Origin of the sequence: Methylobacter sp., from assembly GCF_004322395.1 — a bacterium.
In the GTDB taxonomy this organism is placed as follows: Bacteria; Pseudomonadota; Gammaproteobacteria; order Methylococcales; family Methylomonadaceae; genus Methylobacter_A.
Window position 1 is genome coordinate 22,958 of the sequence record NZ_SCTW01000100.1, and the last position, 13,835, is coordinate 36,792.

Sequence of the window (13,835 nt, forward strand, 5' to 3'; positions counted from 1 at the left end):
TAACATAAGTATTTCCCCATATAATTGGGCAGTTAAACTCACACAAGGAAATTTGGTTGTACCTTATCTGCTGCATATCTTACAATCCTATTGGGTGGGCAGTAAGGTATTGGGCTATTTAAGTTCCCCTCACATTAATAACATTAAATAACATTTGGAGTATGGTATGTTTAAAATTCGTTCTCTGGTTACCGCGTTGGCGTTAGCAAGTTCAGTTTCGGTGGCTTCGGCTTGGGAGGCTTTACCGACACAGGTTGATGCACCTGCTGACAATCCTACTACTGCGGCTAAAGTCGAGTTAGGTCAAATGCTGTATCATGATCCGCGTTTGTCTTCTACCGGTACAGTTTCCTGTTCTTCTTGTCATAACACCATGCTGGGCGGTGAAGATAATAGACCAAATTCTATGGGCGTTAATGGGCAAACGGGCGGACGTAGTGCACCGACAGTCTGGAATTCCGCGTTTAATACCGTCCAGTTTTGGGACGGCAGAGCGGCAAGCCTGGAAGCACAGGCAGCAGGCCCCGTAACTAACCCTATTGAAATGGGCATGAAAAGCTGGGATGACGTAGTAGCTCGTTTGAAAGCGATTGAAGGTTATCAGCAGGCGTTTGAGCAAGCTTTCGGTAAGGATTCAATTTCCAAAGACAATGCAACCAAAGCGATCGCGGCTTACGAAAGAACCTTGATTACGCCAAACAGCCCTTATGACAAGTACGTAGGCGGCGATAAGTCGGCTTTATCGGCGCAACAAGTTCGCGGCATGGAAAAAGTTGCGGAATTGGGTTGTACAAATTGCCATAGCGGCCCGGCGTTTAACGGTCCGGGTATGTTCCAGAAGTTTCCTGTGATTCCAAATGGCTATTTTGAAGCGCAATATCATATCAGCAAGGATAAAGGTTTAGCGGAAGTCAGCAAAAATCCGGCTGATGAGCATTTATTTAAAGTGCCTACTTTGCGAAACGTCGCTTTGACTGCGCCTTATTTCCACAACGGCTCGGTTAAAACGCTGGATAAAGCGGTAACATTGATGGCCAAGCTGCAATTGGGCAAGGATTTAACCAAAGAGGAAGTTGCGGATATTGTGGCTTTTTTGAATGGTTTGACCGGCGAGTTTCCTAAACAAAAAATGCCGGCTTTGCCAGCCACACCGGATTCTACTTTTAACTAAGCTTGACTTGAGAGCGGCCAACGTCGCCACTATAAGTAAATTTAGGGAGCTTTTTAGCTCCCTTTTTTTATTCTGCGTTATAAATAGGCATGGCTAGAATCCGCTCATCAATCTGCTTCGAGATCTCCTGATAAACGGGGCTGTTTATCGATTCAAAACGTTGTTTAAAGTCGGCCTCATTCATGTGTTCAGGAAGATATCTGGGGTCCGGCATAAAATCGCTGTAATCTTTTATCTCGGACATGGCTTTTTGCATTTTCCGTGCATTTTCCGGTGATGATGTTGCCATTTCGCCAAAACGTGTGCCTGCTTTATCGGCAGCTAAGTCGATAAAACTGAAACCGCTGCCGCCGTGTGCGTCGCTTAGCTCTTTTTCTTCACCCGCAATCTGCGCTGCTTGCTTATTTACCGATGCGGTAAGCGCGGCCGAACCTATAAAATGTTGAGCAAGATCTATGCGTTTATATAAGAAAGCAGAATATTGCTGTCCGGTTGCCGGCGCAGATTCAGGTGTGGACAGGAGTTTTTTGGTCTCCTTTTTATTGACGTAGTCGTTGATCGCGGAAATAACAACCCTGTTTTCATCAATAGCGTTTTCCAGTGTAGAGCGCTGGTAAGCCAGCTCGAACAACGGACGCAACAGTTCCGCAAGCGACAATCGCCATGCCGGATCGTGTTTGGCAACGATTTCGGCCAATTTTTGCTGATAAATGTTCAGCGTAGCGTTGTCGCCTGTATGAGTCAGGAAGTTTCGCGCCTGAATCAATGTATCCTTATTCGGATAGTAAGTAATGGTGAGCTTTTGCGTGTCGATTTTAACCGATTTGATGGGCCGGGTTGCCAGGATGAAATATTCATTCAACGATGAATGCTGAATAACGGTATCAATAACAAAGGCAGCCAGTCTCGCCGGTAACAATAACTTTCCGGCTTTAAATTTGGTTATGACCGGAAGATCATTATTTTCAGCATTACCTAATCTAAAGCTGATGTTTAAATATTTACCAATACTATTTTCCGGCAAAGTTATGGTAACTTCGAACCTCAACTTGTTGTTTTTCAGTTCGATAAGAGCGGCGCTTTTACTATACCGGTTTAACAAATAATTGCCGGCAAGATTCAGGTCGGCCTCGGTTAATTCAATGATACCAATTTCATCAGGCTTAGTTTTGGAACCTTCATGCAGAATTTTTTTTGCCCTGACCAGATCGTCACGCGTCGGCGACCATCCCACTTCAAGGTCGGGTTTATCGCCAACGCCGAAAAACACCAGCATGATGCTTAAGATGACTAATACACCAATGCAATACAACAAAAGACGTACGACGACTTGGATGTAGGGAACAAACCAATGCATAAAGCGGTTGTCGAATAAAGTTTTCATCAATTGATGCTTAGACAAATTCGAGTTTAAATCCTGCCGATTTTAAATAATCAGCTTCTTGAATTAAATCGGCATGAGTCAGCGGCGCCTGTGCCAGCCAATAGTCAGGAAACTGTAAGCGGATTTTTGGCTTTGTTAGCGATATTTTAAAATCGGGCAAATTATGCTGCTGGCGATTGCGGTGCAACAACACTGCCAGCCGTAGAATTACGGTCAGAATGGGGGCGTCAACATTCCACGGAGACGGTAATTTATTAAAATGAGCTCGCAAGAATTTACGTCGATGCGATTTTACGATGATTGCCAATAAAATTTGGTCTTGCCTGGAGAAACCGGCAAAGTCGCCGTTTTCAATAATATAAGCGCTGTGTTTATGGTATTGGCCGTGAGCGATGTCATGCCCTATCTCATGCAGGTCCGCAGCCCAGTTTAAAAACTGAACAACATGTTCGTGGTTCGGCCCGCAGAAATCATCGCCTAATTGATCAAGCATGTAGCTAATAGTCTGTTTAATACGGGCAGTCTGTTCTTTATCGATATGGTAACGATCCGCTAAACCCTGCACGGTTGCCGAGCGAATATCATGATCGTAAAGCCGGCCCAGCAAGTCCTGGATAAGCCCTTCCCTCAACGCCCCGTCAGAAACGGTCATTTGCTGAATGCCCAAGCTTTTGAAAGTAGCGTAGAGGATCGCTACACCGCCGGGAAATACAGGGAGACGCTCAGGATCGAGTTCCGGCAAGTTAAGGTCATTAATATGACTGCATTGGTTAATATGGGCGACCAGTTGCTCCAGTCCTTCCCGGGTGATACCGTTATTGCTCCAGTTTTTGACTTGAAGAACCTTATCAATAGCTTTTAAACTGCCTGATGCGCCGATGGCTTCGCCCCAGTTCTCACGCTGAAATTGTTTCTGGATCGGTTCAAGCTGTTGTTCTGCGAACAAGGTTGCCTGAGTGAATGCATTTTTGGATAGCTTACCATCTTTAAAAAAGTCGTTACTTACCAATACGCAACCCATCGGCGTACTTTCTTTTATTATGGGCGTGTCGCCTGAACCAATGATGTATTCGGTGCTGCCGCCGCCTATGTCCATAACCAACCGTAAATTGGCATTGCTGCCCAGACTGTGCGCAACCCCTTGATAAATTAAGCGGGCCTCTTCGATGCCTGAAATGATATGGATAGGATGGTTGAGCGCTTTTTCAGCTTTTTCCAAAAACTGCTGGGAGTTTTTAGCTTGGCGCAAAGCACTGGTGCCGACCACCCTGACGCTTTCCGGCGGAAAGTTCCGGATTCTCTGTCCGAAACGCTCCAGGCAGCCTAAAGCTCTTTCCTGGGTATCGGCATCGAGGTAATTCTTTTTGTCCAGGCCGGATGCAAGCCTGACCATTTCTTTAAGTCGGTCGAGAGTTTGCAAGTTTCCATTAGTTAAGCTGCAAACAATCATGTGGAAACTGTTAGAGCCCAAGTCAACGGCGGCAACGATTTCGGGAGGTTTCTTCGGCACGAGTTATCCAGTTTTGTCTATGAAGCGTGTTAATATCTGATAAAATTGTGGGCTGGAATTTATTCGCGTTGCCGCTATAAACGCGAATAAATTCGCGCCCACTTTAACTTATTTAAAGGCTTCCGTTAAGTGTTAGTTTCAGCATGAATGCATTATCCCTGCGTAATCTAAAAAAAACCTACAATAATGGCCTTGAGGCCTTAAAAGGTATTGATCTGGATGTTGAGGCCGGCGATTTTTTTGCCTTGCTGGGCCCGAATGGCGCCGGAAAGTCAACCGCTATCGGCATCATCAGCTCATTGATCAATGAAACAAGCGGTTCGGTCAGCATCTTCGGCCATGATTTAAGGCGTGAGCGGGAAAAAGCCAAAAGCTGCATCGGCCTGGTTCCTCAGGAAGTTAACTTTAACCAATTCGACACCGTCAAAAACATTTTACTCAACCAAGCCGGTTATTACGGCACGCCGCGTAAACTCGCCCTGCAGCGCACCGAGTACTGCCTTAAACAAATGGATTTGTGGGATAAGCGCGACACTGTTTCCAGACGCTTGTCAGGCGGCATGAAGCGAAGGGTCATGATAGCCAGAGCTTTAGTACATGCGCCCAAGCTGTTGATTCTTGACGAACCAACTGCCGGCGTCGATATAGAAATACGCCGTTCCATGTGGAAAATGATGCAGGAAGTCAATCAGCAAGGCACGACTATCATTCTAACCACTCACTATCTGGAAGAAGCGGAAAGCCTATGCCGCAATATCGCGATTATTAATCATGGACGGATTGTTGAAAATTCCGATATGGCAGGCTTGCTGGCAAGGCTGCATGTGGAGCATTTTGTATTGGATCTGGCGCACCCGATTGCTGCGGCGCCTGTGATCGAAGGCTGCCAGATTGAGCGAATAACTGATAGGACGCTTAATGTCGCGATACCTAAAGAACACGGGCTTAACAAGCTGTTCAGTCAATTAACCGCACAGAATATCGAAGTTATTAGCTTAAAAAACAAGACTAACCGGCTGGAACAGTTATTTATGGATTTGATAGATTCAAACCCAACAGGTGATAAACGATGAACTACTCCATTGCTTTTAGAACCATCGTTATCAAAGAGATATTCCGGTTTATCCGTATCTGGCCGCAAACTTTGCTGCCCCCAGCCATTACCACCGCGCTGTATTTCCTGATTTTCGGCAAATTGATCGGCGAACGCGTAGGTACTATCAGCGGCGCCAGTTATATGGATTACATTGTCCCCGGTATTATTCTGATGTCGGTTATCAGTCACTCTTATGCTAATGTGGTGTCTTCGTTTTACTCAACCAAATTCCAGCGGAATATTGAAGAGTTACTGGTTGCCCCGATACCCAACTGGGTGATTTTGGGCGGCTATGTGAGCGGCGGCATTATTCGCGGATTACTGGTGGGCGTGGTGGTCGCCTTAATATCCCTGTTATTTTCAGATATCAAGATTAATAACATTACGATTACCCTGTCCATCATGGTGCTAACAGCCACTGTCTTTGCGTTGGCCGGCTTTATCAACGCGATACTTGCGGAGAGTTTCGACGACATCTCGATTATCCCGAACTTTGTGTTAACCCCGTTAAGCTATCTGGGCGGCGTTTTTTATTCAGTCGATATGTTGCCCGGTGTTTGGCAAAGCATCTCAATGGGAAACCCCATTTTGTATATGATCAATGCCTTTCGTTACGGCTTGATAGGCGTGACGGATATTGACATTCAAATGAGCTTTATCATTACCGGCGGATTTATTATTACCTTGACCTTATTTAGTCTTTACCTTTTGCATAAAGGTGTTGGGATTAAAAATTAGTAAAATAAGAAACTCTTTAATGCCAACCGCCGTATTGCGTAGTCGGATCGCCGCGCCAACCGGTGGTGGTTTTATTAGCGTCAGGAACATGCGCAGTATCTTCCGCCGCACGGATCATATTGGCATGGGTATAGCCGCCCATCGCTTTTGCGGCTTTAGCAATCGCTGTCGAGGATGGATTAATCTCATATCTGGTGATCGAGTCATGAATGACTGCGGCGACTAATTTCTCACCCGACTCGGAAGAAAACGTCAACAGAATAGGCAAAATCGTATTGGCCGGAATTTCTATACTGTAATGACCGCTATCCACAGCCGCATGAGTAATAAGGCGGCCGCTTTCATCGGTCACTTCCACCCTACCGGTTTTAATCACGCCTTTATTATTGCTGACCACGCCTTCTAAGGTTGTTGCTTTAGAATATTTTTTAAGTACGGCCGGACTTACTTTTTCCGCTTTTTGTCCTTGTTCGCAACCGGTGACTACGAAACCGCTTAAGGCCATCGGCAGTAACATTAATAATACTGTGTGCTTCATAAATTTCCTCGTAGTTGGTAGGCGACAAAAACGGTCATCACCGTAAAAACCTACTGCTTAAATTACTCCATATTGGAATTCATTGATACGCCTGGTTTGATCCCGGCCTTGCCCCTTTCAAATATTTTTTCTTTCTTCTTCTTGATGATGATTTTCTTCGCTTTCAATCACACTTATCCGTCCATCGTCCTCAATATAAGCCTCTTTCACTGCTGAAACATCGGAAATTCCTTGTTCGCGCAGATGTTCCATCAAATCCGCGTCAGTTATTAATTCTTTCCTCATGTTTCTGCGTAATAACCGACCATTCTTTATCAGAGGGAGAGGCGGCGATTTAATAAGGCATTGGAAACGATGAGATTTAAAACTCAGCCAGTCGAGCGCGTAATCCCAAAAAATAATGGTAGCAACAAGCACTATTCCATTAGGAAGAGATTTGTAATCACCAGCCATACCATTCTGCGAGGCATCGGCAATAAGAGTGATCAAAAGCAAATCGGTTATCCCAAGTGTTCCAGACTGCCGCTTAAGAATTATGCGTAGCAGAATGAAGAGCACAAGATACATTATCGATCCGCGCACTATGATCTCGATGATAGGAACATCAGGTAAGAACATAGTTTTCCAATCAATATTCATAAAGTATCGCCTTTAATATGGTCTACATCTCGCTCTAACCACCCATTTATTTGAGTGTTATGACTCATGACAGATTATGTCCGATAAGGTCCGTTATTGCCAAGACAACAAAGAGCTGGCCATGTTTATATATTGAATCATACCCATCTTTTCGTGATTTCATCGAATTTATCGATGGCTCTTATGGGGTTTCAAACCATTCATTCCCGCTAAAACTCAGAGCCACTCACGAAACTGCAAAGTCGGAGTATTTTGAAAAACTGCTTGTTGATGCAACATTATTTACCAGACCTGACCGTTCTGTTGTATTGTTATTTTGCTGACAAAATAGAATTAACTAAAGGAGTTTGGTAACATTTTGGAATTATGTTTAGCGATTAAAATAAAAACGATTAGATTAAAGAACTTATCACATAACTGAAAAGGCTAAAAATGAGTTTTAAAACCGGTTTAATAAAAATGGCAATAAAATTGACCCCCAACATGATGGTTATATGGGGGGCAAATATAATGCTTAAGGGTATTGCAGAATTAAAAGATTTTAGTTTTGACCTTGATGCGCGAACAGCATACGTTCAAACACAGCTCTACGGCGAAGCGGAAATGATCGAAGTTTCGCTGGAAGATTTTGCCGTTGTTAAGGATGAGGAATCCTACAAATTAATCATTCATCAAGCACAATCAAACCGGCCTTGGTTGAATAACTTACTTTCTCGTATCGTAGGAAAAACCTGGAAAATTCCTGCGATACCCCAATTCGCGGCTGAAATTGAGCTTATCTCCGAGCTGTTCAAAGCCGAAAGTCCGGAACAAGGAGATAAAAATTTAGAACAGGAAGAATTGATTGAGGAAGATAGCAGGCCCCTTTAGCCCGCTGTTATTAATTCAAGAACAAGATCTGAATTATTCAAGTTTTTATTTTCTTTTAAAAAAATTCACAAAACCTTAAGGGAACGTGAAGCCATGTAAGGAGAGCGCATTGCGCACCCCTTACATGGCGTGGCATTTATTAAAGCGAGCGCCATGACAATTATTCAATTTAACATGAATTACATTATGTTAGATGAAGGAATAATGCATCAAATCTGACCTAACCCGGCTTTTCCACCTTACAAATCTCCGTCTTGCAGCGTCTGATTATGACGTTCAGCCTCCCGGCAAAAACAAAAAGCTTGACAATATCCGTCAATTTCTTTAATTTCTGTTTAAACAGAAATAGGAGAATAATTATGACTCTCACCGCCTCTATGGAACGCTTTGTTTTGCACTGGGGAGAAATGGGTACACGCTGGGGCTTTAATCGTTCCGTTGCCCAAGTCCATGCATTGCTTTATCTCTCTCCTAAACCGCTTAATGCTGAAGAAATTGCCGATACCCTGGTTCTTGCGCGATCGAATGTTTCCTCAAGCTTGAAAGAATTGCAAAGCTTTGGCTTGATCAAAGTCACCCATGTGGTGGTAGGCGATAGACGCGATTATTTTGAAGCCATTAAAGATGTGCAAGAGATGTTCAATTTAGTCGTGGAAGGACGCAGAAAACGAGAAATTGACCCCACGCTTTCGTTACTGCGCGATCTTTGCATTGAGGCAAATGCCGATACTGAAACCGATGCCGAAGTTAAAAAGCGCATGGCTGATATGTTGGACTTTTTGGAGGTAATGACTCATTGGTACGATCAACTTAGAAAACTGCCAAACAATACGTTAATGCAACTGGTTAAACTCGGCGATACTGTAGTTAGGTTATTGCCGTTTACCAATAAGTAACGCCCGATAAAGAACATTCCAGAATCCGATAGATAGAAAAAACAAGGTCCACGAAAAACACGAAAAGCACGAAAAACACGAAAAGTTGCGTAACACAGCTCTGCCGGCTGTTTTTTCGTGTCTTTCGTGCTTTTCGTGGACAATTCCTCCGCTAGATTCTATTGGAAATCAGCTTGTTCAAAGATGATTTAAGGTAGCACTTTGCGCATTGATTTCTTAAATTTCAGAAATAACGGTAATTACAATATGAATATACTCCTCACCGGCGCAACCGGTTTTATTGGTCAGCATTTGTTACGCGCCTTATTAGCCGGGAATCATCAAGTCACAGTGTGTTGTCGACAGCCTGAACAACTGCTGAGTCAGTTTCCATCAATTAAAGCCGTTGCCTTGGATCTTGCTACCGCCACCAATAGCGACGATTGGCTGCCCCATTTACAGCATATCGATGCCGTTATTAATGCGGCGGGCATTATCAAAGAAACCCGCCAGGCGAGCTTTGACCAGCTGCATCATCTGGCGCCCGCCGCCTTGTTTAAAGCATGCACCCAAATGCAGGTAAAAAAAGTCGTACAGATTTCCGCGTTAGGGGCGGAGCTCAATGCAACGACCGAATATTTCACCAGTAAGGCTAAAGCCGATGCACTGCTGCAATCGCTGGACCTGGATTGGTTTATTTTCAAACCCTCGCTGGTGTTCGGATCAGGCGCTAAAAGCATGGGTTTATTGACGGCGCTGGCCGGTTTACCGATAACCCCGATTATGGATGACGGTCAGCAAGCCTTACAGCCGGTGGCAATCAAAGACTTGCAGCAGGCGGTTTTATTGGCATTAAAGCCCCAGACACCGGCACGGCAAATTATTAATGCCGTCGGCCCGAAGCCTATCCCTTTTATAAGTTTGATGAATTTGCTAGCCAATCACTTGGGACGAAAGTTAATACCCTTTCACATTTCCGGCACGTGGCTAGCCGCAATTTCACCTCTAGCTGTTTGTGTCGATGAACCGATACTCAACAAACAAAGCATCACCATGCTGCAACACGGCAATACCGCCGACGCAAAAGGCTTTACCGACTATCTTGGCCATAGCCCAAACAGCCTGGAACAGACATTGCAGGAATCACCTGCCTCGCAAGCCGAGCGTTGGCATGCGCGTTTGTATTTTCTGCGTCCGCTGTTAAACATCAGCATCGCGTTAGTCTGGTTGTGGGCCGGCTTAGTGTCGGCATTCCTGTATCCGGTAGCTGACAGTTATCAAATGCTCAGCCGCGTCGGCATTACCGGAGCCTGGGCGCCGCTGACCCTGTACGGCGCATCGCTGGCCGACTTTCTCTTGGGCATCTTGGTGTTAATACGCTGGCGAGTTCGGCTGGTGGCGATGCTGCAAATCAGCATCATGCTGGCCTACAGCGTGGTGATCAGTTTCTGCTTACCGGAATTTTGGCTGCATCCTTTCGGCCCGTTAATAAAAAACTTGCCGTTACTACCGGCAATTCTTGTGTTGTTAATTATTGAAGAGGAAAGACCATGATTTACTTGACCTTTAAAAGCTTGCATATCTTGAGCATGATTTTACTATTCGGCACTGGCCTCGGCAGTGCCTTTTACAAATATATGGCAGATTTGCATGGCGACGTTCGCGCCATTTACACGACCAATAAACATGTCGTGTTGGCGGATTGGCTATTTACCACGCCGACAATTTTGATCCAGCCGATAACCGGCTATTACCTGCTGCAAGAACTGCCGTTTTCAATCACCACGCCGTGGCTATTAGCCTCTATCATTTTGTATTTGCTGGCCGGTGCTTGCTGGCTTCCGGTCGTGGTGCTGCAAATTCGTATGCGTGAATTATCCAAGCAAGCGGTTCTGCAACAAACCGCATTAAGTCCGCAGTATTTCAACTATGCACGTATGTGGTTTTGGCTTGGAGTTCCGGCTTTTATAGCCATGGTTCTGATTGTCGCGTTAATGGTCCTAAAACCAACATTGTGGAGCTGATATGAATACATCTCTAATACAACGTGTACTTGGCGAAGATTGGGCCGCCCTGCCCGCTGTCATTCAACGCCATTACCAGATAACCGCACCGCAGCAAGCGATTGTCGTAACCGGCAATATGGCGATTGATTATCCCCGTCGGCTAACGCCGGTGTTAAAGCTGCTGCGTTTGTTGGGTGCATTGGTCGATTTAAAAGGCGAACAGATGGCGGTTCAGGTAAAGAAATGGCAGCAAACCGATCCGTCAGTACTCTATTGGCAACGACATATTCAAGCTCCCGGCGGCAAGCGGTGCCAATTTGCCTCGCGCATGGTCTGGCAGCAGGATCATGAGTTGATTGAGTTGGTCGGCATGGGCTTTGGTATTCGTTTAAAACTCAGCGTTGAACAAGGCAAGCTGATTTATCGAAGCTGCGGGCATTTATTGAAACTCGGGCCGCTAACCCTGCCTATCCCTGATAGCCTGCTGTTGGGAAGCGCTATCATCAGCGAACAAGCGCTATCGGAAGACTCATTCCTGTTGGATTTTCAGATCGTTCACCCGTTATGGGGTAAAACCTATTACTACGGCGGTATTTTTAAAGTGCCGAAAATCTGACTATTGGCTTAAGCTGGGCTTACAACCGTGCTGACTGATAAATTAAATTACAATAAGAAGGAGAAGGTTTATGTACACTGATACATGCAGGAAAAAATAATTCTATACAGCATGCTGTTCATTAACAAAGTAAACTTTGCTACCGAACCACTACTGATAAATATGTAAAACTTATATTTATCTATTCTGGTTAAACGATAACTGGCGTTGCCACCTATATTGAGCTCGCCCACTGCGCTAATTATGCCAGCCCCCAAGCTTCCATACTTGGGGATTGGCACAAACTCTGTGATATCACAATTGACGGCCAAAATCGTCATACTAAACACTTCAAAGGGCAATCCATTTCGGACTTCAAAACTAACCTTACAGCGTTGGGAGAAAGTATGCAGTATGCATGGCTATAATAGTTCTTGGGGACTACTTAACTCCTGCTCCGCAATTTTCGGAAAACGGTTAGTCCTTTTTTGTAAAAAATGCCGCTCGAGTTTTTGGAAATAAGTACAGACTCCATATAGAAACCCTCCAGCTGTTGGCAGTACTAAATACCAATACTGTTTAGCGTTAATTAATAAATTTAATATTTCCTCACCGTATAAATAAGCAGGCGTTACAGTAATTACGGCCCATACCCATGCGCTAAGAAGATTAATCAATGCAAATTTTTTTGCCGAATATTTGGTAATGCCAATCGACATAGGAATAACGGTACGTAAACCATACATATAGCGCTGCATAAAAATTATGGGCCAACCATATTTTTTTAACAGCAAATGCGCAATCGCAAACTTACGCCGCTGCTTGTGCAATTTGCGCTGAATATAACCTTTATTAAAACGGCCAATGTAAAAATAAATTTGGTCCCCAGTGAAACCACCCAGACCCGCTACAAAAATCGTCATGAAGTACTGCATGTCACCGGTATGAGACATGATTCCACCCATGACCAAGCCCATTTCTCCTTCGAGTATGCTCCACAGAAACAAAATAACGTAGCCGTATTCCTTAAGCCAATCAATAAATAGTTCTTCCATAAAGCCCTTAATTTCGTTGAGATACTGTTCTAATTGCAACCATGTTTACAGTCATCAAATTAAAAATTTCGTTTTTAATGATCAAGGACATATGGACATGGAGTGTGTAAAAAATCCGTTTAGGTTGTCATCGCATAAAATTCAGGCTTTTAACCTGAAGCATTATCATAAAGCTGGTTTCCAGCCGCGTAAAGATATAGAACATTTTTTCAGTCGTTCTCTATAACCAGGATATAACCAGCATAAATTATTTTCATTTCAGATCTGGACATTGGGGAAAATATTTCCTTATGTTGATCATCTTTTCAATTGCGCTATTTTTAAGAAATCGTGGCATCAAGTGCTATTAAAATACGTAAAGCTTGCTCACATACCGAACTACAACGGACAGTTTCTGTGACTTGCGATCATCCAAGCTCAAAAGATGTCACGCCGAACAACCGGTTTATCGGCAAATCAGGTCTTTGCCCTGTATACATCCGAGCCGTCTCGAACGAGACAATCATATTATGCCGATTCACCAAATCGACTGCTGCTGCATTCACTGCCGGTATATCCAAAAAAACCGGAACGCCTTCCAGAGCATGTGAGTTTAAAGCCAGGAAAAGCTGTTCAGCAAACTCCGGACTGTCTGCAAACAACGGCCCCACCTTGTACCCGGTACGGCAGATGCGCAGAACTCCATAACCGGCCAGCTTGTTGTTACTCAAAATACCTAATGCAATACTTTGCGGCTGATTTATCCAGCACCTCAGGAAATCCTTGCGATTATCAGGAAAAAAAGGTTGGTCGTATACGCAAATATCATCAAAAGCCAGCGTAGACAACGGCACGATGCCGGAATCAGCCGTATAATGCCCGCCGCCGGTTCCCTGGTACCGAACATTGCTATAGGCTAATGCAAACCCTGACTTTTTGTAGTTATCCTGCTGGGCGACTACACCATCAAGACCGATGGTGCGACCGCGAAGCAACCCCAGTCCGGCATTCCATATTTTAATACCGTAACCCTTGCCACGATACTCCGGCTTGACGATATAAAACCCGAGAAAACCGAACGAACTGCCGTATTTAACGACTGAAATCGTTGCAATGGGTTCATCGCCAAGCAATCCGATAAGGAAACCGTTTGGGTCGGCGGCATAGAAGCAATCCGCATCATACACCCCCGGATTCCATCCCTCTTCGGCAGCCCAGTTGATCCCGATGTTAACTTCTTGCCGGGTCATCGTTCTTATTGTATAGCTACTTTTTTGCATGATTTTTCGATCGAATTAATGAGATCAAACTCTGATGAGCCAGTCCCTGCTAAATCTATCCGAAAAACACAAGGTAGTCCATGCCCCTTATTACGCTTA

General features: G+C 44.5%; 14 protein-coding genes. 8 read left to right on the forward strand and 6 right to left on the reverse strand.

All coding sequences use genetic code 11. The annotated features are described in order from the left end of the window. Positions 1-166 precede the first annotated feature (166 nt). Positions 167-1,171, forward strand: a complete 1,005-nt coding sequence (locus tag EPO18_RS13385) for a cytochrome-c peroxidase (protein WP_292433987.1) — start codon at positions 167-169, stop codon at positions 1,169-1,171. A gap of 67 nt (positions 1,172-1,238) precedes the next feature. On the opposite strand, the gene EPO18_RS13390 is transcribed toward EPO18_RS13385, so the two are convergent. Together EPO18_RS13390 and ppx are read right to left on the reverse strand one after the other, a co-directional pair. Continuing rightward, positions 1,239-2,555, reverse strand: a complete 1,317-nt coding sequence (locus EPO18_RS13390) for a YfiM family lipoprotein (RefSeq protein WP_292433989.1) — start codon at positions 2,553-2,555, stop codon at positions 1,239-1,241. A 10-nt stretch (positions 2,556-2,565) separates the two neighbouring features. Further along, a complete protein-coding gene (ppx, locus tag EPO18_RS13395; RefSeq protein WP_292433991.1) occupies positions 2,566-4,065 on the reverse strand; it encodes an exopolyphosphatase in 1,500 nt (499 codons plus the stop codon). Between the two features lie 143 nt (positions 4,066-4,208). Between ppx and EPO18_RS13400 the strand changes: the two genes are divergently transcribed. Both EPO18_RS13400 and EPO18_RS13405 read left to right on the forward strand, forming a co-directional pair. Further along, entirely contained in the window at positions 4,209-5,138 is a 930-nt protein-coding gene (locus EPO18_RS13400) for an ABC transporter ATP-binding protein (RefSeq protein WP_292433994.1), read from the forward strand. Further along, positions 5,135-5,899, forward strand: coding sequence for an ABC transporter permease (locus EPO18_RS13405; protein ID WP_292433996.1), 765 nt, complete (start codon positions 5,135-5,137; stop codon positions 5,897-5,899). The genes EPO18_RS13400 and EPO18_RS13405 overlap by 4 nt, the downstream gene beginning before the upstream one ends. 16 nt (positions 5,900-5,915) lie before the next feature. Here EPO18_RS13405 and EPO18_RS13410 read toward each other — a convergent pair whose 3' ends face one another. Then, positions 5,916-6,437, reverse strand: a complete 522-nt coding sequence (locus tag EPO18_RS13410; RefSeq protein WP_292433998.1) for a hypothetical protein — start codon at positions 6,435-6,437, stop codon at positions 5,916-5,918. A gap of 117 nt (positions 6,438-6,554) precedes the next feature. Continuing rightward, positions 6,555-7,076 carry a DUF421 domain-containing protein gene (locus EPO18_RS13415; protein WP_292434001.1) on the reverse strand — a complete coding sequence of 174 codons (522 nt, stop codon included), beginning with the start codon at positions 7,074-7,076 and terminating at the stop codon, positions 6,555-6,557. Between the two features lie 432 nt (positions 7,077-7,508). Between EPO18_RS13415 and EPO18_RS13420 the strand changes: the two genes are divergently transcribed. The 5 genes from EPO18_RS13420 (at position 7,509) to EPO18_RS13440 (ending at position 11,443) form a co-directional block, all read left to right on the forward strand. Further along, complete coding sequence (locus EPO18_RS13420; RefSeq protein ID WP_292434004.1) at positions 7,509-7,946, forward strand: hypothetical protein; 438 nt, start codon at positions 7,509-7,511, stop codon at positions 7,944-7,946. A gap of 359 nt (positions 7,947-8,305) precedes the next feature. Next, the gene (locus tag EPO18_RS13425; protein WP_292434005.1) at positions 8,306-8,842 is read left to right on the forward strand and encodes a GbsR/MarR family transcriptional regulator; all 537 of its coding nucleotides are present in this window, start codon (positions 8,306-8,308) and stop codon (positions 8,840-8,842) included. Positions 8,843-9,088: 246 nt separating this feature from the next. Next, on the forward strand, positions 9,089-10,375 hold the full coding sequence (locus EPO18_RS13430) for an NAD(P)H-binding protein (RefSeq protein WP_292434007.1): 1,287 nt from the start codon (positions 9,089-9,091) through the stop codon (positions 10,373-10,375). After that, positions 10,372-10,845 carry a DUF2269 family protein gene (locus EPO18_RS13435; RefSeq protein ID WP_292434009.1) on the forward strand — a complete coding sequence of 158 codons (474 nt, stop codon included), beginning with the start codon at positions 10,372-10,374 and terminating at the stop codon, positions 10,843-10,845. The genes EPO18_RS13430 and EPO18_RS13435 overlap by 4 nt, the downstream gene beginning before the upstream one ends. Position 10,846: 1 nt before the next feature. After that, a complete protein-coding gene (locus EPO18_RS13440) occupies positions 10,847-11,443 on the forward strand; it encodes a DUF4166 domain-containing protein (protein WP_292434011.1) in 597 nt (198 codons plus the stop codon). A gap of 401 nt (positions 11,444-11,844) precedes the next feature. Here the strand turns inward: EPO18_RS13440 and EPO18_RS13445 are convergent, their stop codons facing one another. After that, a complete protein-coding gene (locus EPO18_RS13445) occupies positions 11,845-12,516 on the reverse strand; it encodes a DedA family protein (protein ID WP_292434013.1) in 672 nt (223 codons plus the stop codon). A gap of 368 nt (positions 12,517-12,884) precedes the next feature. Further along, positions 12,885-13,736 carry a GNAT family N-acetyltransferase gene (locus EPO18_RS13450; RefSeq protein WP_292434015.1) on the reverse strand — a complete coding sequence of 284 codons (852 nt, stop codon included), beginning with the start codon at positions 13,734-13,736 and terminating at the stop codon, positions 12,885-12,887. Between the last annotated feature and the right edge of the window lie 99 nt (positions 13,737-13,835).